This is a genomic window from Algoriphagus sp. A40, from assembly GCF_002002735.1.
Classification (GTDB): Bacteria; Bacteroidota; Bacteroidia; order Cytophagales; family Cyclobacteriaceae; genus Algoriphagus.
Genome location: NZ_MUNY01000072.1, coordinates 400,195 through 420,354, shown reverse-complemented (window position 1 = coordinate 420,354; position 20,160 = coordinate 400,195). Strand labels below are relative to the sequence as shown.

Here is a 20,160-nt window from a genome sequence, read left to right as displayed (position 1 = left end):
AAACCTTGTTAAGTTTTTTCAAAGTAAACGATCCATTTAGACTTATCGGGGTAGCACTCTACCTGATATTGCTAGCCACATTGATGATTTGGGTCGTTCCATTTCCTCTTACAGAACCAAGGCTGATTTGGATGGTTTTAGGTGAGCGCTTGAGTGATGGCTACTTCCTATACCTGGATGTTATTGACGATACGGGCCCTTTGTCTGCTGGATTTTTCACTTTCCTCCACCTTGTTTTTGGTCGAAGTGCGCTTGCTTATGAGCTTATCGGAAGGCTCTTGGTGCTTTTTCAGATTATTTATTGGAACTCAATATTGATCCGATATCGGGTTTTTGAGGAAAACACCTACTTACCGGCCATCATCATGGCGGCACTTTTTCATCTGACCTTTGATATGGTCGGCTTATCCCCCGCACTTTTGGGTAGTACTTTTTTGGTATTGGCCATTGGCCAGCTTTTTTCCCAGACCGTATTGCAGAAAGAAACCAGTGAATCCACGCTATTGATAGGGATTTATGGAGGTATTGCCACCGGATTTCATCTCAATTACGGCATATTCCTTCCCTACATGATTTTCACAGGGATTGCCATCAGTGGCTTTTCATTTCGCCAATTGTTATTATCTCTCGTAGGTTTTTTCTTGCCCATATCGCTGGTGATGATCTTTTATTTCTGGAATGACGGCCTGAGTGAGGCGCTCCAGATTTGGCCGATGATTTTCACTTATGGGAAATATTCCTATCAATCTGTCCTTTCCTGGGCAGCTTTAGGGGTGTTTCCGCTGATTTTAGCTTTAGTCGGCTATTTCTATAGTGCTGTTCTAAAAGGCTCGACCATCAACCAACAAAAACAACGGCAAATGGTCATTCTTTGGCTCATATTTTCACTTTTTGAATTTCTTCTGATCAAACGGCAGGCAACTTATCAGTTACTTCTGTTTATTCCCGGACTTACGTTTCTGATCACCCAGTTCTTCCTTAATACCAGCAAAGGCTTGATCGGAAAAATTGCCTTTTTAATCCTGCTATTTGGTCTTCCGTTCGCCGGATGGTGGTATTGGCAAGATCAATCCAATGCTGGAACTACTTATTTTGTCAGCAAAAAATCAGAAATCCAATCCAGTCCCGGAGACCGGATCATGGTTCTTGCCCAAGACACCTCGCCCTATCTGGACAGGACGCTTGGAGGGCCTTTTTTAAACTACAATCTGACCAAAGATTATCTGAATGCAGAAAAGACCCTAGAGCAAAAAGCAGAAATTTTTCAAAATCTCCATACCCAAAAGCCCCAGGTAGTTGTAGATCCGGAGGGAATTTTCAAAAATCTCCTTCAGGAATTGCCCGCCTTAAAAAATCTGTATTCCGAAACAGAACCGGGGGTATTCAGGCTAAAATAGTTTTTTTTGAAAAACCGTTCTCTTTCAATTTAGCACACGAAAGGAGGTTTGGAGTCCAATTCCTTACAAAGATTCTTAGGGATAATCCTCCTCCAAATAGGCTATTTTGCGACCTGCTTTTTAAGATTTCAAGCCACGAATTGAACACCAATCATTTGTCTTTAAGTAAGATAGATTATACCTTTAACAAGTGATATGATCACTTGTTAGTTAAATTTTAATTTTTAGTTTCTTTTTTTATGAATTCTATTTTTCAGATTCTAGCCACTTGTTCTGCCGGTGAAAAAACCCAGCTTTTGGAGTTTTGCGCGACCAGACATTCGGTACAGTCCAAAACATACCAACTTCTAAAATTGAATGTGGAAAAACCCGGCCTGAAGGACTGCGAAGTCTGCCAGATGATCTATGGAGAAAAAGAAAGCTCGGCTTATTTCCAGCTCAAAAAACGGGTCAAAGAGGAATTAGAGGAATTGTTTCCCCTATTGAACACCAGTTCATTTTCAGATGAAGTCAAAAGCAGGATTCGCTGCAGTGAATTGTTGCTCCAAAGCCAGGTAATGCTCGCCAGGGGATTACGATACGAAGGTGCAAAACTCCTCGAAAAAAGTCTCAAAAAAGCAATTGACGGTGATTTCCCTGATCTGGTTTTGTCAATTTTTGATACCTCACAGCGGTTCGGTGTCAATGAGGTCATCAGAAAAGAAGATCTGCCAGAGCTGGAACTTGTCATAAAAAGCCACCTGCAGATCCTGGTCAATCAGCACCACCCAAGAACTGAAGATCGAACTAAATGTGAAAAAAATGCCTATTTGGGCCAAATCCTCCAACAGCTGAATTCGGAGCGGAAAAACTGGGGTATAGTCGCCAACATCAGACAATCCATAGCCAACCAGGACTTTGATGAAACTCAATCGCTCATTTTGGAATCAGAAGCCAGTTTCTCCGAGAATCCGGATAACAGGGATGTTTATGAGGAGTTTTTTCTGACTAAACAGCAATTTTTACTTCAATCCGGCCAATACAACCAGGTAATCCAAAACTGCAAAAATAAGAACACCTCTCTGATCCAATCCAGGGAAAACTGCCTGGAATTGGCTCAATACCAGTGGTATGCGCATTTTCACCAAGACCAACTGGATGAAGCCACTGCCCTACTCAAAAAAAACCTCGAACGGTGGTGTCCAGAGCTTTCACCCAAATGGAAATACTGGGAGGCATTTCTGCTGTTCAGGCAAAAATCCCTCAAAAACTCCCTCCGGCTGGTCCATGAATGCCAGCAGGAACTCAAAACCCTTCCAAATTATTACTTGGGTTCAAAAATGTTGGAATTGATGATACTTTTTGACCAAAACGAGGTGGATTGGTTGGACTACAAAGTGGAAAACCTTCGCAAACTGATTCATCGTTGGAAAGGAAAAGTCAGTGCAAGGATCGACAGTGCATTCCACGTCCTCCACGGAATCCAGACCAAAGTCCCAATCAACTTCATCGAGGACCTGAATACCAACGTCCACCTCCAAAAACTTCAGGATGGAAAAGGCATTTACAATTGGAACCCAATTGACTTTGAACTTATCCGATACGATTGCTGGATTTCTGACCGGCTCAACTGAACCGCAAATACGAATATCTTCTTACGGGAATTTCCCGGGACATTCCGAGAAGACCTCAAATGAATTTTATCGGTTTCCTTGTCAAAATCTAGAAAAACGATTCGACATAACTGTCTAATTTTTGGATACTTATGCCGATTAAAGCCCTAGTATCCCTGTCATTTTATTGATTTTTTTCCTGTCATTAGGAACAGGGCTTGGATAATTTATCCATTCAGAACACTGAATTTTTCACCCTTTTAATTTTTCATCATGATTCATTCCGCATTGGAATTTTTGACTCAAGAGCTCAATGCATTTATCAAGCTCAAAGTGGGAGATCCTCTCACAACGAGGATTTTTTTGTCCGGCGTGACCAACGAAGCAGGCATTGCCATACCTGATCAATCCCTTGGTCTTTCCCTTATCAACATTGAAGAAGAACGCACCAACAAAGACCAGCAAAGCCGATTTGTCAATGCTTTGGGAAAAGTGGAAAAGCGAAATCCTGAGATCCAACTCAATTTGTATGTGCTGATTACTGCCAATTTTCAAAACAAACAGGCCAATAACTCCTCTGATGACTATGTGGAGGGCCTCAAGCAGTTGAGTTACGCGATTGCCTTTTTTCAAAGCAAGAATGTGTTTACTCCGGAAAACAGCCCCTCTCTGTCTGGATTTGACACTAAGCTGACCAAAATCGTGGTGGAACTGTACAGCTATTCCTTTGAGCAGCTGTATAATTTTTGGTCTGTGGTAGGTGCCAAATACCTGCCCAGTGTGCTTTACAAGGTGAAAACTCTCCGAATTCAGGAGAATGCAATTCAGGAAAGCGGCGAACCCATCGAGCAGATTTTTCTCTCTTCAACACATAAATCATGAACATCATTTACAGCCGGCTTTTCGAAGTAAGCGTGCTTCATGACTATTTCCGGGAGGGGATTGCCAAGGAATTTAAACTGATTCCGACTCAGGAAACCCGGGAAATCCTTAAAAAAGGTCGTATGCTGTGGAGAGAGACACCTCAGGGAATTTTGGTTCTTTATCGGGCAGAGGATGATCTCAGCACTCCAGAAGTAGCATTGAATCCACCTGTAGATTTTTGCTTTTTCTTCCAAAGCACTAATTCCCCGCAGTTTTTTGCAGTCACCCAACTTTCCAAAGGACCAAGGACTTACCATTCGGGGGATTTTTTGGCTTTTCAAAACCTTCCTGCCAATGCCTCTTCTGATCCAGACCTTCCTGAAAAAATCGTGCTGGATGTCTGGGACGGTGCCCGACCAAAAACCTTCCTCACCAGAATTACACTTAACCCTGTGCCAGCAAAGGTGATATTTCTGGTAAAAGATGCTTCCGGCACTAAAATCTCATCAGGATTGGATGAAAGCGGGCAACCTTTTCCCCTTGATAGAGAGCTCAGCCCTGATGACAAAGGGGAGTTTTTGATTTCGCTTGATCTGAAAGGAAAGCCTGAAGGAAACTATATCCTAACTCTTAGAAACGAAGCGAACACGCTCGATCTGTGGAAAAAGGAATATTTCCTCACTCAAGATCCGGAAGTCAAATCGGCTTTGGGGGTGCTGAAGATTTCCTACCGCCCAGTGCCGGATCACCTCTATGGCGGAAGAGATTACTATGCAATCGACCTCAAGCGAAAAGCGACCAAATGGACCTATATCATTGTCAGCCAAAATAAAAAAGTCGATCTGGGCACAGCCCAGCTTTCGATTTTGGACAAAGGAAACCCTCCTGGCTCTCCCTATACCACCTACAATTTCCAACAGATAGGTGCTGCACCAAATGCTGATGTCAAAATCAATAATGCCGAGACTGTAATCTTTAAATCTCAGGTACCGATTCCCTTCTTCGAAAATCCAAAACTCAATCTGGAACTCCGAAGAAAACCGGGAAATCGGGTTCTTTTTGGTCACTTACCTAATCCCTCCCGATCCGGAGCCATCAAAGTCAGCCCCGGCGAGGAAATCTCAGAAATCTATGTATTCATCTAATCCTCACTGATATGGCAGAATTCAAAACCCCCGGGGTGTATATCCAGGAAATCTCCACCCTTCCCGCTTCCATCGTACCGGTGGCTACTGCCATCCCGGCATTTGTTGGGTATACTGCCCAACGGATCCGAAATGGAGCCACTTTCAGCATCAATATTCCTGTAAGGGTGACTTCTTATTTGGAATACAAAGAGATTTTTGGTGAATCCTTTCAGGAACGCTACACCATTACCATCACAGACGGTCCTATCGTAGACATCGACAATCCTTCCAACTTTTCTCAATACCTGATGACCTATCAGGTTTACATGTATTTCTCCAATGGAGGCGGTCCATGCTGGATTGTTTCTGTCGGAGATTTCGTAGAGGAACCAACCGGCGATGATATCGATATCGATGATTTGCTGGCTGGATTAAAAGCACTGGAAGAGGAAGATGAACCCACCCTTTTGGTAGTTCCTGAGGCGGTACTGCTCTCTGCAATCAATCGCAAAACCCTCCACGATCAAATGCTTGCTCAGTGCGCCAAACTCCAGGATCGGTTTGCCATATTGGACACTTTAACTGACCCAGACCAAACAGTGGCCGAGGACGGGGCAGATTTTAGGGCTGAAGTCGGTAATTCAGAACTGAAATATGGTGCTGCCTACTACCCAAGCCTCAAAACCATTCTATTTCGTCACTTCAATCCAAATGTTTTAACAGTAATAGATAACCGCGGCGGTGCAGGTTTGGGAGCTTTTAATGGATTACCCATTTCCAAGATTGGCGAAGGCCAGGCCTTTGCCACCATCAGGATCAATAACAATGCGAACATCACCGGGGATGCTTTTACGATCGGGGGAAATACCTTTACTGAAGGAGTCGATTTTGATCAAGATGCCGGAAATGCGACTACAGCTCAAGCTTTGCTCGATGCGATTTTGGCAGTAGCCGATCCATCTTATACAGCAAGCCGTCAAGGAGAGATTATTACTTTGATATCAACTCTACCCGGAGATACGGGTGCAGAAACTGTCCTTTCTTATAACGATTCTGGAGCAAATGGCGGAGCGACCGTATCAGGAAGTGGAACTTTTTCTCTTGCCGCCCCGGACAAAACCCTCTATAATACCATTATAGCTTTGCTTCAAAGTAAGCTGATGGACTTATATCCATCTGCGGCCATGGCCGGAGTTTATGCACGTGTCGACAGCCAAAGAGGAGTTTGGAAAGCACCCGCAAATGTGGACATCCGGTCTATACTCCGTCCAACCGTTTCTGTAAGCCACGAAGAACAAGAAGTTTTGAATGTGGACGCAACCTCAGGGAAATCCATCAATGTGATTCGGTTTTTCCAGGGAAAAGGAAATCTCGTCTGGGGTGCAAGAACCTTGGCCGGAAACGACAATGAATGGAAATATATTCCGGTACGCAGACTATATATCTTCATCGAAGAGTCTGTCAAAAAAGCAACTGAATTCGTCGTGTTTGAGCCAAATGATGCCAATACCTGGCTTCGGGTAAAGACGATGATTGAAAATTTCTTGACAAACCTCTGGAGGGAAGGAGCGCTCGCCGGTGCAAAATCAGAACAGGCATTTTTTGTAAGAGTTGGGCTGGGTCAGACTATGACAGCCCTGGACATTCTGGAAGGCAGAATGATTGTAGAAATCGGTCTGGCGGCAGTAAGACCGGCAGAATTCATCATCCTGAAGTTTTCTCACAAGCTTCAGGAATCCTAATTCCTTTTAACCCAAAACGCAATTCTTATGTCAACTTACGCCACACCGGGTGTTTACATCAAAGAAATTTCAACTCTTCCGGCTTCAATAGCAGCAGTCGAAACAGCCATTCCGGCTTTCATCGGACATACTAATCTGGCTTTAAAAAACGGGGAGTCGGTAAGAGGAGTCCCAACTCGGATAACTTCCATGCTGGACTATGAATCGATTTTTGGCTTTGCCCGGCCGGAAGCTATTACCATATCGATTCAGGACACCTATACCGGTGAAAATAATCAACCTGCCAAACTGAGTTCTCGGATTGTCAAAGCCAATGCTCCCGTAGCACCCAGTGCCTTTAAGATGTACTACAGCCTGAGGCTATTCTTCGACAATGGTGGAGGTCCCTGCTATATCATTTCAGTAAATGATTTCACTTCTCCCCCAACCGTCGGTGACAGCACTACCGCTACAAGTCTACTGGGAGGCTTGGCCGCTTTGGAAAAGGTAGATGAACCTACCTTGATCGTTTTTCCGGATGACCTGACTTTGGCAAATGGAAAATCTGTTTATGAGGCGGCTTTGGCTCAGTGTGAAAAGCTAAAGGACAGGTTTGTAGTCATGGATGTAAAAGCCAACACTACAGATCCTTTCGCAGATGCGGAAAACTTCCGGAATAATGGAATAGGTTCAGGAGATCTCAAATATGGGGCTGCCTACTATCCCAATTTGAAAAGTGCTCTAAACTTTGGGTACGATTCGGCCTCGGTCGCCATCACCCAAACGAACACTTACATCGGCGCAGGAACTCCTAATCCGGCAATTGTAAATGCGGCGAACGGATCAAATCTCACGGCACTTTCCACAGCAGACCCCAGTTTGCACCGGGCCATTCTTTCAGAAATCAGCAAGCTTTACATCACCGTACCCCCATCCGGAGCCATCGCAGGGGTTTATGCTCGGGTGGACAGTCAAAGAGGAGTATGGAAAGCTCCTGCCAATGTGGACATCCGCTCGGTAATCGGACCTGCTGTGAAAGTATCCCATGAGCAACAGGCCTCTCTTAATGTGGACGCTTCCTCTGGCAAGTCCATCAATGTCATCCGGTCATTTACAGGCAAAGGAACTTTGGTCTGGGGAGCAAGGACTTTGGCCGGAAATGACAATGAATGGCGCTATGTTCCGGTAAGACGGCTTTTTATTTTCATTGAAGAATCGGTGAAAAAGGCGACCGAATTCGTGGTCTTCGAGCCGAATGATGCCAATACCTGGCTGAGGGTAAAAACGATGATCGAAAACTTCCTCACCAAGCTTTGGCGAGACGGAGCGCTTGCCGGAGCTAAGCCTGAGGAAGCCTTTTTTGTACGAATCGGTCTCGGAATTACCATGACTTCCCAGGACATTCTCGAAGGCCGGATGAATGTCGAAATCGGTCTTGCAGCAGTCCGTCCGGCAGAATTTATCATCCTGAAATTCTCCCATAAGCTTCAGGAATCTTAATCTTTTTCTTCAGACATATTTAAATCCAATATATCATGGCAGTAGCATATCCATTATCCGTCTTTCATTTTCAGGTAGAATGGGGCGGCACCCGCATAGGCTTCACGGAAGTCTCCGGACTTACTATTGAGCTTCAGGCAATTGACTACAGAGAGGGCAGCTCACTGGAATACCACGTGACCAAAATGCCCGGCATTCCCCAGTTTAGCAATATTGTTTTGAAGCGAGGCGTATTCCGAGCCGACAATGAGTTTTTCCAATGGCTAAATACAGTCAAAATGAATAAAATCGAGCGTCGGGATCTCACGATCAGCTTGCTCAATGAAGAACATGAACCGGTGATGGTCTGGAAAGTGAAAGAAGCCTGGCCTTGCAAAGTAGAAGGTCCTACCCTCAACTCAACCGGAAATGAAGTGGCAATCGAGACCATTGAGCTTTGTCACGAAGGATTGGCAATAGAAACTCCATAACCCATGACGATTTTCCATCCGCCTACAGGTTTTCACTTCTTGGTCAGACTCGAAGGCCTGCTGCTCAAATATCCGGGCTTGCCTGATATCGGATTTCAGGAAGTGGGCGGATTAAGTGTGGAAATAGGAGTGGAAGAATATGCCGAAGGGGGAGAAAACCGATTCAAACACCGGATACCGGGTCCTGTCGCTTATCCAAACCTCACGATGAAAAGAGGAATGCTCAGCGGAACTCAAGCGGTAAAATGGTTCAAGGACGCGGTAGAGGGCTTTCAGTTTGAAGCACATGATATCACGGTGATTTTGCTCAATGAAGACCATTTACCGCTTCAGGCTTGGAATTTCATCAATGCCTGGCCTGTCAAATGGAGTATCGAAGGGCTAAATGCCATGGAAAATTCCCTGATGATTGAGTCGATCGAATTTGCCTACCAATACTTCCGAAGGATTTCCCCAGGTGACATTTTACCATTCTGATCATGCCCATAGAAATCAAAGAACTGGTTATCCGCACAACAGTGGATGCTGCAGAAGAAAAGCCCACGGGAGCATCAAAACCTCAACCGGGAACTGAATCGGTCCTCTTGGGAATCCGAGAATTAGCTCGATTGATCAAAGAAAAAAACGAACGTTAATTCTTAGCCATGGCCCTGAAAGATATTTTTTCTCCTCTGGGAGGATTGGAAAAAATGAAAATCACCGCATTCACGGATGACACGTATGAGACGTCCACTGAAACCTATGTGGTGATGTACAATCCTACCGCTTTCAGTCAGGAATTCAAATCCAAGTGGATTCCTGAGGAAGGGCTGACAGACGGCAAACAATATCAGTTCAGAACTTTGGAATCTGACAGCGTGACTTTCGAGTTCCTTTTTGACGCCACTGCGGCCTCCCCGCCGGGAAAAGATGTCCCCGGGGATATCAACCTCAGCTATTTAGGCGGGAGCCAACCCAATCTGGACCGGATCAGTGGAAACAAAATTTCGGCAATTGACCTGATTAATGAGGACAAGCACGTGGATCGGGCGATTCGGAAGTTTCTGGATATTACCCAAAACATCCAGTCCGACACCCACAAACCCAATTACTTGCAGATCAACTGGGGCGCATTTCAGTTTCGTGGTGTATTGGGCGGAGCCACAGTCAATTACAAGCTTTTCAATTCTGCCGGCCTTCCGATCAGAGCCACAGTTTCTGCAAATTTTGACCAGTCACTTTCCCGTCAGGAACAAGCTGCAGAAGCTGGCCGAACTTCGCCCGATCTCACGCACATCCGGGTGGTGAATGCAGGTGATACGCTTCCTATTATGTGTAAGCGAATCTACGGCTCGACGGAATTTTACCTCGAAGTCGCACGGGTGAACAAAATGAGAAACTTCCGAAATCTGAAAGTCGGTCAGGAAGTCTTTTTCCCACCACTTGCCAAATCCTAAGCTATGCCACTCGTCCCAGCCAGCACCGAAACGAACCCCAGCCTCGCTACCTACAAGATTTTTTCTGGAGGAACGGAGTTGCCTGCTTCCGTGGGTGTTGCCATGATTTCTATCCAAAAGGCAGTGAACAAAGTGCCTTCTGCCCGCCTGGTTTTGTATGATGGAGATGTAGCCGCTTCCGACTTCGAATTAAGCGCCGGAGACCTTTTTATCCCTGGAAAGGAATTGGAAATCCGGGCAGGTTACAATAACCTGGAGGAACCCATTTTCAAGGGAATAATCATCCGCCATGGACTTGAGGTATCCGAAAAAGCCTCCAAATTGATCATTGAGCTAAAAGACCCAGTGGTGAAAATGACTGTGGGTCGCAAAAACAAGTACTTTTTTGAATCCAAAGATTCTGAAATCATTGAGGAAGTCATCGGGGCCTATAGCGGACTGAGTGCAGATATTGAAGCCACCACAGCCACCCATCCCGAGATGGTCCAATATTATGTCAGCGATTGGGATTTTATCCTGACTCGTGCCGAAGTCAACGGTAAAATCACCCTCATCGAAGATGGGAAGGTCAAAATGCTGAAACCTGAAACCAGCGCTGAAGCCAAACTTGAGCTCCAATACGGGACCAATGTCGTGGAGTTTCAGGCAGAAATGGACGCCAGGACTCAGTATGCTGCAAGCAAAAGCATGAGCTGGGACCTTGCTAATCAGGAATTGAAAGAAGTCGAAGGAAGTGATCCGGGTTTGGATTTCCAAAGTAACCTGAGCGGATCTGACTTGGCGGATGTCATTGGACTCAGTGATTTCAGGTTGCAGCACAGCGGGGGATTGGATGATCAGGAATTGCAGGCTTGGGCCGATTCGAAAATGATGCGCAGCCGACTTTCCAAAATCCAAGGCCAGGTCAAAATCTTGGGAGACAACACGATCAAGCCCGGAGACATGGTTTCTCTGGCAGGTTTTGGCGATAGATTCAACGGCAAAGCCTTTGTGTCCTCTGTTTACCATGAGATTTCTCCAAACAGAAAATGGTTTACCCATCTCGGATTGGGCTTGGATTCCAGGTTCATTTCCAGCCTTTACGATGATGTTTTGGATGTGGCAGCCGCGGGTTTGGTGCCGGCCATCAAGGGTCTGCATATCGGAGTAGTCACCAGTTTGGATGATCCTCTGGGAGAGCACCGGGTGAGGATATTCATACCCGTGATTGATCCCGGTTCGGAAGGGACCTGGGCAAGAATGGCCGCTCCGGACGCCGGAGAAGGGGAAGAAGCCCGGGGAATTTTCTTTTTGCCTGAAGTCGGAGACGAAGTTATTGTTGGTTTTATCAATGAAGATCCCAGAGACCCGGTCATTCTCGGGAAACTCTACAGTTCCGCCAAACCTGCTCCATTTACCCAAAACGATGACAATTTTCAAAAAGGCATTGTCACTAAAAGTAAACTCAAACTGGTCTTCGATGACGAAAAAAAGTCGATTTCCATCGAAACTCCAAACGGAAATAAAATTACACTGAGCGACGACGAAGGAAGTATTCTCCTGGAAGATGAAAACGGAAATAAGGTTACCCTTAGCTCGGACGGTATTTCCCTGGATTCCGCTAAAGACATCATTTTAAAAGCATCCGGAGATGTCAAAATCGAAGGAACCGGGATAGAAATCAAAGCCTCTGCTCAAATGAAGGCCGAGGGTGGATCCGGCGCGGAGTTTTCCTCCTCTGGAAGCACCAAAGTGAAAGGTTCAATTGTCCAAATCAACTAAACTATGCCAGCCGCAGTCAGAGTCACAGATACTACCAACCATGGCGGAACCGTCATCGGGCCCGGGGTGGCTACCGTTTTGGTCGGCGGAATGCCGGCAGCTGTCCTCGGTGACAACCACATTTGCTCTTTGCCTCCAAATGCTCATCAGCCGACAGCCAGTCCATTTATCCAAGGCAGCTCGACGGTCATGATCGGAGGAATGCCGGCCGTGCGGGTAGGAGATACCTGTGTCTGTGGAGCTTCAGCTGTTTTTGGCGAACCAACTGTAATCATCGGATAATATGGCTGAGAAAAACACTTTTCTGGGACGTGGATGGGCTTTTCCGGTGACATTTCTCCGGGACTCCAGTCAGGTTAGTCTTGTGGAAAACGAGGAGGATATTCGGCAAAGCCTGATTATCCTACTAAACACAACTATTGGGGAGCGGGTACTTCGGCCTGAGTACGGGGCAAATATGGAGGATTTGCTTTTTGAAGCACTTAATGTGACTACAGCTACCATGATCACCAACCGGATCAAGAGGGCAATTCTTTTTCACGAACCCCGGGTGAAAGTGGACGAGATTGACATGAAGCCGGATTTTCAGGAAGGTCGGATTGAAGTCCTGATCAGCTATTTCATCATCTCTACCAACAATCGCCAGAATTTAGTCTATCCATACCTTTTCATCGAAGCTACTGACGTACCCAAATGAGCGCCGACAGCTGCCATAGCTCCCAAGTCCCCGGAAGCGGAACCAACCGCGGGAACAGGCTTTTGGAAAGTCTGCTGCCGGGGTATGTGGCTGTGGATGCAAGAAAAATCGAGGATCTGAAAGCGTTCGCCAAAAGTCTGGCTGCACAACTCAAGTTCCGGACCTCCCTTGACACTTGGGATGGGGATTGGGCCGCATTTTTCGAAAAAGAAACTGATCCCGATCAGCGCACCGATCCGCATTTTGCTTTATTTCTGGCTTTCCTTCAAAACTATCTTTTGGCTCAGGCAGATTTGAATCTCCTGACCAAAAAGCACCTGGATTTTTTCTACCGGGATGTGCTCAGGCTAAAGGAAAAAGCCGCAGCCGCAGATCAAGCCTACCTGATTATTCAGTTGGCCAAGCATGTGGGGGAGCATCTTTTGACCAAAAACTCCGAATTCAAAGCCGGAAAAGACGACATCGGCAAAGAGATTCTTTTCAAAAACCAAAGTGATCAAGTCATCAACAAAACTGAGGTTGCATTACTCAAAGCCCTTTACCGGGATGAAAACGGCAGATTTTACATTTCGCCGATTGCAAATTCTGCCGATGGTCAAGGTGCTGAAATCCTGCATCCGGACGGCCGATGGAGTCCTTTTGGAAGACCCAAAACCCTTTTCCCATCCTCAGACCGACTATCGGCCATTCTGGGATTTGCTGTGGCTTCACCTGCTTTGGCTTTGGCAGAGGGAAATCGAAAAATCACGCTGACCCTTCTTCTGAAACCCCAGCCGGGGCTACTGGAAAAGCTGAAAAGCCTCCACCTAAATTCGACTTTTCGGTTTCTCCTTAGCGGGGAAAAAGAATGGATTGAGGCCGCTATTGGATTCCCAACTGATGCGGAAGATGTGGACGACTTAGTCCTCGATTTTCTCAACAAAGCCAACACCTGGCAGGATATCGCAGGACTTGAGCCTCAGGCTGGACCCGTTTTCGACAACCCCGAACTCGGGATTCACCAGCCTTTCCTAGGCTATGACATCGGCGAAGTCACTGCCAAAAATATTCTCAGCAAACGGGCTTCTTTATCTGGTGATAAGTTTACTACTCTTGACCAAGTCGACTCAGTGAGAGGCATGGGGCCAGACAAAATCGCAGACCTTATTTTCAGTTTTCAAACCCAAAAACATGAGTTAAAAGATTTAGGAACCAATGGCATTGAACTTATCCTCAAATGCCATTTGGTTCCGGACCAAGATTCAGTGGTTGGCTATAGTGGGGATGTTTTGCTGCAAAAATTCCTGACCAGTCAGCCTGTAATGAAGATCGAACTGGCGGACACCGTACAAAGCTACTCCTACCCGGTTTTGCAAGGCATCGAGCTTTCCTCGATAAAAATCCATGTGGGCGTAAAAGGAGTGGAAAATCTGATCCTTCAAAATGATCAGACAACTTTGCCTGTCGGAAAAAACATCAATCCCTTTGGTTTTAGACCGGTTTTAGGATCCAATTTTTACATCGGCAGCCGGGAGGTTTTCAGCAAAGGCCTGGAAAGTTTGAATATCCATCTGGAATGGCATGGACTTCCAACAGGCGCAACAGGGTTTCAGGGATATTATTCGGGATATTCCCCTGCAAAATCCAATGCATCCTTCCAAGCCAAGGCCTATTTTCTCGATGACAGATCCTGGGGAACTTCCAAAAAGACGATCAGTCTGTTCTCAGGAACTTCTGCTCCTTCCGCGATTCAAACTTACGAATTGACCTCCTCAGAACTTGGAACAATTCCAACGGAACCGGAATTGGAGGATTTCATCACTTGGTCCCCTTCCTCAAAAAGAGGCTTTTTGAAGCTAAGTTTAAGTGGATCAGACTTTGGTCATTCTGAATTTCCAAAGCTGTTTGCAAACCAAGTGATCCTTAAAGCCAAAGCAACAGACCCAAATAGCGTCACTCTTCCCAATGAACCCTATACCCCGGAAGTAAAAAGTGTCAAATTGGACTACTCTGCCACAGATTCCTTTATTCCCGGTAAAAGCGATTGGAATTCATTTTTCCATATCGGGGCTTTTGGAGAAGCAAAGCAGGAAAAAAGTACCGGACTTTTGTTGCCTGACTTTTCCGAAGAGGGCTATTTTCTGATCGGATTGAAAAATCACCTTCCCGGTCAGTCCATCCAATTGCTGATTCATGTGCTGGATGGAAGTGCCAATCCGGAAAAAGCTGTCCCTGCCTTAGCCTGGAGCTACCTGAGCGGAAATGACTGGAAACCTTTTGACAAACTTGATCTGGTTTTGGATGAGACAAACGGATTGATCCAAACAGGGCTTGTTGGGTTTACAATGCCAAGAGCTGCAGATACTGCACACACGATTTTGGATGAGGGTCTAACTTGGATTTTGGCATCAGTAGCTGAAAACAGCGATTCTATCCCTGATTTTACGCAGGTAATAGCACAAGCGATCCGGGTGACTTTCGAAGACCAGGGAAATGATCCCAATCGCCTCGCTGCAGCACTTCCTGCCAAAACCATCGCCAAACTTAAGATCTCCCAAGCGCAGGTCAGCAAAATTGACCAGCCTTTTGCCTCATTTGGCGGCAAAACTGCAGAGGCTTCAGCCGATTTTTACACCCGAATTTCCGAGAGGCTTCGCCACAAACAACGGACTGTCACCCGCTGGGATTATGAGCATTTGGTGCTGGAATATTTCTCCGAAATCTATCAGGTCAAAACCCTGAATCACACCGAATACGATGGAAATCTGGAAAATTACCGAGCCTTGGCCCCCCGCCATGTGACAGTTGTTTTGGTGGCCAATGTCCAAAACAAAAATGCGATCGACCCACTCCGCCCCAAAGCGAGTGTGGCCCTGATTGCACAAGTCAAGGAATTTATCCTGAAAATCTGTTCAGCGGGAGTTTACCTCCATGTAGTAAATCCGGTCTATGAGGAACTTCAGGTCAAAACCAATGTCCGGTTTTTGGCAGGTGTGGATCGCTCGTTCTATGCCAAAAAACTGGAGGATGACCTGAAAGCTTTTCTGTCTCCCTGGGCATTTCAAAGCCCGGAAGCATTCAGTTTCGCAGGCGAAATCCACAGTTCGGTGATTTTACATTTTGTCGAAAAACTGTCATACGTGGATTATTTGACCTGTTTTGAGCTGTATCACATTGTCAAAAATCCTGTGGACGGAGAGATTCTGTCACGAACCCGGGTGGAAGAAGCGAAGGGTAGCACAGGAGTCTCGCTGCTAGGGTCTGTGGGATCGATCGATACCTACGGAGATCATTTGATCACGATTTTGGAAACGGAAGATTGCGAATGTGCCGACAATGAAGTGCCGGCCATCATCGACATCGTTTCCACGGAAAGTTCGGATATGGAAGAGGCTTTTGACACCTAAGGATATGCAGGAATCAATCACGATATCGAAAGCAAAACCAGCCAGTCCGGCCATGGATTTTGAGCTGCTTCGCAAAGAAGCGATCGCGTACATCCAGCGGATTTCGGGGAATGTCTGGACAGATTACAACGCACACGATCCCGGAATCACCATTCTGGAGGTGCTTTGCTATGCGATCACCGACCTGAGCTATCGATCCAATAAACCAATTCAGGATTTGTTGGCAGAGGAATCAGGTTCGCTTGCAAGTCAGTTTTTCAAAGCTTCCGAGATCCTACCCTGCAAAGCCCTGACCATAGAAGACTATCGAAAACTCCTCATGGATGTGGAGGTGGTCGAAGAAGCAGGTTTGGATAAAATATTCGCAGGAGTAAAAAATGCCTGGATTACCCTTCGGGAAAGCAATGAGATTCCTGTTTATCCGGACAGAAAAGAAAAAAAACTGGCCTTCAAGCCTTTTCCGGTGACAGAAAAAGCCCTTCAAATGGGCATTCTCTACGATGTTTTGCTGGAATTTGATACCACTGAGGAGCTGGGTGATTTGAATGAAAACAAGCTCAGCATGGAGATTTCTATCGATGAGCATCCGGATTTGGCGGGAGTAGTCATTGATATCCAAGTCGAGTTTCCCCGCTGGGACGAACCCATCGATTGGGAAGACAAAGCTGCCATCAGAAAGGCAATCCAGGGGATTTTTATCCAGTTCCAAAACATGCCATCGGGTTTTGAACTGACCTACAAACTTTCCCCAACCAATTACATTCAGCTCAGCGGCACCGAATTGACTCCTTCCGGATTGGAGGAAATTGAGGGAATCGCAGAGCTGAATACCTTGGTCAACAATTTTGTATTCAATGATCCGAATGGGATTCTTGCCTTCTACCTGATCAAAATCGCAAAAATCAGGGAAATCCTGGCTGATGTCAAAAGAACCCTGAATGCCAACCGAAACCTTTGCGAGGATTTTGTGGAATTCCATGCACTCCGGGTGGAGGAAATTCTGGTCTGTGCTGACATTGAGCTAAGTCCGGAAGCGGATGTAGAACTAACCGAGGCTCGGATTTTTTCAACGATCGGGGATTTTCTTTCGCCTCAGGTCAATTTTTACTCGCTGGATGAAATGCTCAACCGCTGCAAATCCGGCACCCTTCCGGTGACCAGAATTCAACAAAATCCCGCAAAAATCTGGATGGAACTCGATCCGGATTCTTTTCCGAAGGCGGGTTCCACACTGAGCATCATTGGGTCGGGCAACAATGCCGGAACTTATCAGATTCTTGAAATCAAAGTCGCCCCCAAGGAGCCTGGATTGGCGGAAATCCTTCTTTCACCCAATTTCATAAGCCCGCTGATCCGTGAGGATGACAGCGTCTATTTCGGGGATTGGGATGCGGAGCAATGTATGCCAACCGAGGAAATATTTGAGGGGCCACTTCTTAAACACGGCTTTATCGATGGCGATGAATTGGCAAAAGCCGACCGAAAATCCAAAATCCACGTCTCGGATTTGATCCATCTGATCATGGATATCCAAGGGGTTTTGGCTGTAAAAAGTATTCAGATCGCCAATTTGCCGCAGGATGACCCGGAGGGAAAAATCCCATCCAAAAGCGTCAGATGGTGCCTTGATCTGGCATTTGAGCAAAACTACGTGCCTCGCCTTAATTCGGAATTGAGCAAGCTGGTTTATTACAAAGAAGGCCTTCCGTTCAAAGCCAACCGAGAAGAAGTCGAGGACCTTTTGGATGAAATCCAGGATGCCAAGCGGCCCCAAAAAAACAGATATCCCCAACTGGATTTTGATGAAATCACGGGTGAATTCACAGATTCTGGAGATTACTATTCGATCCAAAATGACTTCCCTTTGGTCTATGGAGTAGGCGAAGAAGGCATGCTTCCCCAGGGAGAAAGCCGGCCTCAGGAATTTCAGGTGAAGCAGCTGAAGGCCTACCTGATTGTTTTTGAGCAATTGCTGGCCAACTATTTGGCTCAACTCGCCAATGTCCGTGACCTGTTTTCTATTTCTCTTGAAAAAGATCCCTTTGGAAATCCGAAAATCACCCAGACTTACTTTTCCCAAAATCTGGAATCTCTTGTTCCAGATGCTGCTGACTTATGGAAAGATCTGATAGGCCTTCAGGATATTCTGAACTCCCTCACCGAACCAAAAGAAGTTTACCTGGAGAGAAGAAATCAGTTCCTGAACCATCTTTTGGGGCGTTTTGCGGAGCAGTTGACGGATTACGGAATGCTTACAGTTCGGTTAAGTCCGCAAAAAGGAAAGGAAAGACTGATCGAGGACAAGCTCCGTTTTCTCAATAATTATCCACAACTCAGCGCAGAGCGGGGACAGGGATTTGACTATGCCATTCCGGATGAATTTTACCATATCGCCAATCTTTCCGGCCTTGAAAACCGGGTTGCTGGACTCTATGGAATCCATCATAAAACCGCCGAATGGCTGATTTTCAGCCATCATTTTTACATTTCAGAAAGCGGGGGCGTTTGGACGGTGGTTGTTTTGGACTCAGCAGATCAGCCTCTATTCGAGATTTTCGAAGGGTTTGGCTCACTGGAAACTGCCAAGTTGGCTTTGGAGAAAATCCTCCTGATCGCGTCCGATCCAGGGAATTGGGGGATTTCGGGATCACCTGGAAGTCTGATTTTGGAATTGGTTTTTGAGGGAGAAATCCTGGGGGAAAGCGTCAAAAAAGATTTCGCTTCACTTGCTCCAGGAGGAGACGCAGAACTCGCACTAGAAGAAATCCAGGAAATTTTCAGAAAGGAATTTGTGGAAAACTCCCGGGCAAACCGGAAGAACCTAAGTCTGGGGCTGAAGAACTGGTACGAATACACCATCACAGCTACGATGGCCCCGGCTCCTCCAAAGTATGTGATCGATTTTGAGTTTTTTGATGCTCCTTTTGGTACAGGTAGCCCTGTTCTTTTTGGGCAAATTGAGCAGGAAGTCCCCGATGCCGTTTCTGAAGAAGAACTTGAAGGTTTGGCCGAAACACGAATCAAAGAACACATTTGGGATATGATTGCTGCGGCATATCGGCCAAGCGGTTATCAGGTAGACCCTGATTCGGAATCTCCCTACCATTTCTCGGTGATTGATCCAATCCGGGGTGGATTATTGGCCAAAAGCACAGAAACTGATTTCAACGCCGCGCTGGCCGCCCAGCTTCTTGACGGGACATGGGGAAATTGTTGGTTGATTCAAAGCGGCTTTGCTCCGGAACCTCTGACCTTGGCCACATCAGATGCAGAAGGTTCAAAAATCAAACTTACTGCCGACCTGAATCCAACAAAAGGGGACCTTATCCTCTTCGAAAATTTGTTGGAAATCCTCGATGCTGAGATCGAAAAACACGAACTGACAGTGGCCGGCGACCATCTGACTGTCCTTGCCCATTCGAAGGAAATCACGATAAGTACCCAGCTTAACGGGGAGGATTTTTTGATTACTTATTCGGTTTTCAAGCTTGAACTGATAGATGGCGACACTGTTATCACTACCCAATCAAAACCCAGAGAAGACTTAATCGGCGGAGAAATCCTGCTTTCCCGAAGCTTTGAAGTACTTTCTGTAAGCGGAAATGAATTTTATATTCATGGAGGCGAGGAGCTCAAGGCCATTGAAAAAATGCAGGCATTCGTCCTGAAAGAATTTTTCGGCCACGAAGGGACACACCTGATTGAGCATATTCTCTTGCGGCCAAGACATAAGGGAAAATTCAAGTTTGTTAATGAATCCGATGTCTTAGTCACTGAACTGATTGAAGACCGATTACTTGATCCGCATTTTCAGGAAGAATGTGAATGTACGCTTGACGATCCTTATACCTGCATCGCTCATGTACTGCTTCCATTTTGGGCAGGCAGATTTATCAACAGGGATTTCAGGAGATTCCTGGAAACCAAACTTAAAACTGAGGCTCCCGCTCACGTCTTTTTGACGATTTGTTGGATCAGCCCAGAGCACATGGAGGAGCTGGAACAAGCCTGGAAAACCTGGCTGCTCGAATCGCTCAAAAACCCTCAGCATCCAAAACTACTTTCATCAGCCCTTTCTCAACTGATCGAGATTCTGGAAAAAGTCCGCAATGTCTATCCCTCCGGCACCCTCCACGATTGCGCCGAAGACGACACGTTGGCTGATGCCATTATCCTCAATTTTTCATCCTTGGGAGAATTTTAAACCCA

At 46.1% G+C, this 20,160-nt stretch carries 15 protein-coding genes; all 15 read left to right on the top strand.

All coding sequences use genetic code 11. The features are described from left to right. Positions 1-5 precede the first annotated feature (5 nt). Positions 6-1,397 (top strand): hypothetical protein, encoded by a 1,392-nt coding sequence (locus B0E43_RS19340; RefSeq protein ID WP_077352828.1) that lies wholly within the window; start codon positions 6-8, stop codon positions 1,395-1,397. Between the two features lie 239 nt (positions 1,398-1,636). After that, entirely contained in the window at positions 1,637-3,010 is a 1,374-nt protein-coding gene (locus B0E43_RS19335; RefSeq protein ID WP_077352826.1) for a hypothetical protein, read from the top strand. 252 nt (positions 3,011-3,262) lie between these two features. Further along, the gene (locus B0E43_RS19330; protein ID WP_077352824.1) at positions 3,263-3,871 is read left to right on the top strand and encodes a DUF4255 domain-containing protein; all 609 of its coding nucleotides are present in this window, start codon (positions 3,263-3,265) and stop codon (positions 3,869-3,871) included. Continuing rightward, positions 3,868-4,998 carry a hypothetical protein gene (locus B0E43_RS19325; RefSeq protein ID WP_077352822.1) on the top strand — a complete coding sequence of 377 codons (1,131 nt, stop codon included), beginning with the start codon at positions 3,868-3,870 and terminating at the stop codon, positions 4,996-4,998. Before B0E43_RS19330 ends, B0E43_RS19325 begins: the two co-directional genes overlap by 4 nt. 11 nt (positions 4,999-5,009) lie before the next feature. Further along, a complete protein-coding gene (locus tag B0E43_RS23105; protein ID WP_077352820.1) occupies positions 5,010-6,722 on the top strand; it encodes a phage tail sheath C-terminal domain-containing protein in 1,713 nt (570 codons plus the stop codon). Positions 6,723-6,749: 27 nt separating this feature from the next. Further along, positions 6,750-8,201, top strand: coding sequence for a phage tail sheath C-terminal domain-containing protein (locus tag B0E43_RS19315; RefSeq protein ID WP_077352818.1), 1,452 nt, complete (start codon positions 6,750-6,752; stop codon positions 8,199-8,201). Positions 8,202-8,236: 35 nt separating this feature from the next. Then, entirely contained in the window at positions 8,237-8,671 is a 435-nt protein-coding gene (locus tag B0E43_RS19310) for a phage tail protein (protein WP_077352816.1), read from the top strand. 3 nt (positions 8,672-8,674) lie between these two features. Continuing rightward, a complete protein-coding gene (locus B0E43_RS19305; protein ID WP_077352814.1) occupies positions 8,675-9,148 on the top strand; it encodes a phage tail protein in 474 nt (157 codons plus the stop codon). A gap of 2 nt (positions 9,149-9,150) precedes the next feature. Then, positions 9,151-9,306: a DUF5908 family protein gene (locus tag B0E43_RS23015; protein ID WP_168171981.1), complete on the top strand. Its 156-nt coding sequence runs from the start codon at positions 9,151-9,153 to the stop codon at positions 9,304-9,306. A 9-nt stretch (positions 9,307-9,315) separates the two neighbouring features. After that, the gene (locus B0E43_RS19300; RefSeq protein ID WP_077352812.1) at positions 9,316-10,107 is read left to right on the top strand and encodes a hypothetical protein; all 792 of its coding nucleotides are present in this window, start codon (positions 9,316-9,318) and stop codon (positions 10,105-10,107) included. Positions 10,108-10,110: 3 nt separating this feature from the next. Next, a complete protein-coding gene (vgrG, locus tag B0E43_RS19295; protein ID WP_077352810.1) occupies positions 10,111-11,868 on the top strand; it encodes a type VI secretion system tip protein VgrG in 1,758 nt (585 codons plus the stop codon). Positions 11,869-11,871: 3 nt separating this feature from the next. Beyond that, positions 11,872-12,150 carry a PAAR domain-containing protein gene (locus B0E43_RS19290; protein ID WP_077352808.1) on the top strand — a complete coding sequence of 93 codons (279 nt, stop codon included), beginning with the start codon at positions 11,872-11,874 and terminating at the stop codon, positions 12,148-12,150. 1 nt (position 12,151) lies between these two features. Continuing rightward, the gene (locus B0E43_RS19285) at positions 12,152-12,565 is read left to right on the top strand and encodes a GPW/gp25 family protein (RefSeq protein ID WP_077352806.1); all 414 of its coding nucleotides are present in this window, start codon (positions 12,152-12,154) and stop codon (positions 12,563-12,565) included. After that, positions 12,562-15,951 (top strand): baseplate J/gp47 family protein, encoded by a 3,390-nt coding sequence (locus B0E43_RS19280; RefSeq protein ID WP_077352804.1) that lies wholly within the window; start codon positions 12,562-12,564, stop codon positions 15,949-15,951. Before B0E43_RS19285 ends, B0E43_RS19280 begins: the two co-directional genes overlap by 4 nt. A gap of 52 nt (positions 15,952-16,003) precedes the next feature. Next, positions 16,004-20,155 (top strand): hypothetical protein, encoded by a 4,152-nt coding sequence (locus B0E43_RS19275; protein ID WP_139352827.1) that lies wholly within the window; start codon positions 16,004-16,006, stop codon positions 20,153-20,155. Positions 20,156-20,160: the final 5 nt, after the last annotated feature.

What these genes read in the sequence shown, in the direction of transcription:
- B0E43_RS19335 (WP_077352826.1), top strand. Translation starts at nt 1,637, where the DNA reads ATGAATTCTATTTTTCAGATTCTAGCCACTTGTTCTGCCGGTGAAAAA.
- B0E43_RS19330 (WP_077352824.1), top strand. Translation starts at nt 3,263, where the DNA reads ATGATTCATTCCGCATTGGAATTTTTGACTCAAGAGCTCAATGCATTT.
- B0E43_RS19325 (WP_077352822.1), top strand. Translation starts at nt 3,868, where the DNA reads ATGAACATCATTTACAGCCGGCTTTTCGAAGTAAGCGTGCTTCATGAC.
- B0E43_RS23105 (WP_077352820.1), top strand. Translation starts at nt 5,010, where the DNA reads ATGGCAGAATTCAAAACCCCCGGGGTGTATATCCAGGAAATCTCCACC.
- B0E43_RS19315 (WP_077352818.1), top strand. Translation starts at nt 6,750, where the DNA reads ATGTCAACTTACGCCACACCGGGTGTTTACATCAAAGAAATTTCAACT.
- B0E43_RS19310 (WP_077352816.1), top strand. Translation starts at nt 8,237, where the DNA reads ATGGCAGTAGCATATCCATTATCCGTCTTTCATTTTCAGGTAGAATGG.
- B0E43_RS19305 (WP_077352814.1), top strand. Translation starts at nt 8,675, where the DNA reads ATGACGATTTTCCATCCGCCTACAGGTTTTCACTTCTTGGTCAGACTC.
- B0E43_RS23015 (WP_168171981.1), top strand. Translation starts at nt 9,151, where the DNA reads ATGCCCATAGAAATCAAAGAACTGGTTATCCGCACAACAGTGGATGCT.
- B0E43_RS19300 (WP_077352812.1), top strand. Translation starts at nt 9,316, where the DNA reads ATGGCCCTGAAAGATATTTTTTCTCCTCTGGGAGGATTGGAAAAAATG.
- vgrG (WP_077352810.1), top strand. Translation starts at nt 10,111, where the DNA reads ATGCCACTCGTCCCAGCCAGCACCGAAACGAACCCCAGCCTCGCTACC.
- B0E43_RS19290 (WP_077352808.1), top strand. Translation starts at nt 11,872, where the DNA reads ATGCCAGCCGCAGTCAGAGTCACAGATACTACCAACCATGGCGGAACC.
- B0E43_RS19285 (WP_077352806.1), top strand. Translation starts at nt 12,152, where the DNA reads ATGGCTGAGAAAAACACTTTTCTGGGACGTGGATGGGCTTTTCCGGTG.
- B0E43_RS19280 (WP_077352804.1), top strand. Translation starts at nt 12,562, where the DNA reads ATGAGCGCCGACAGCTGCCATAGCTCCCAAGTCCCCGGAAGCGGAACC.
- B0E43_RS19275 (WP_139352827.1), top strand. Translation starts at nt 16,004, where the DNA reads ATGGATTTTGAGCTGCTTCGCAAAGAAGCGATCGCGTACATCCAGCGG.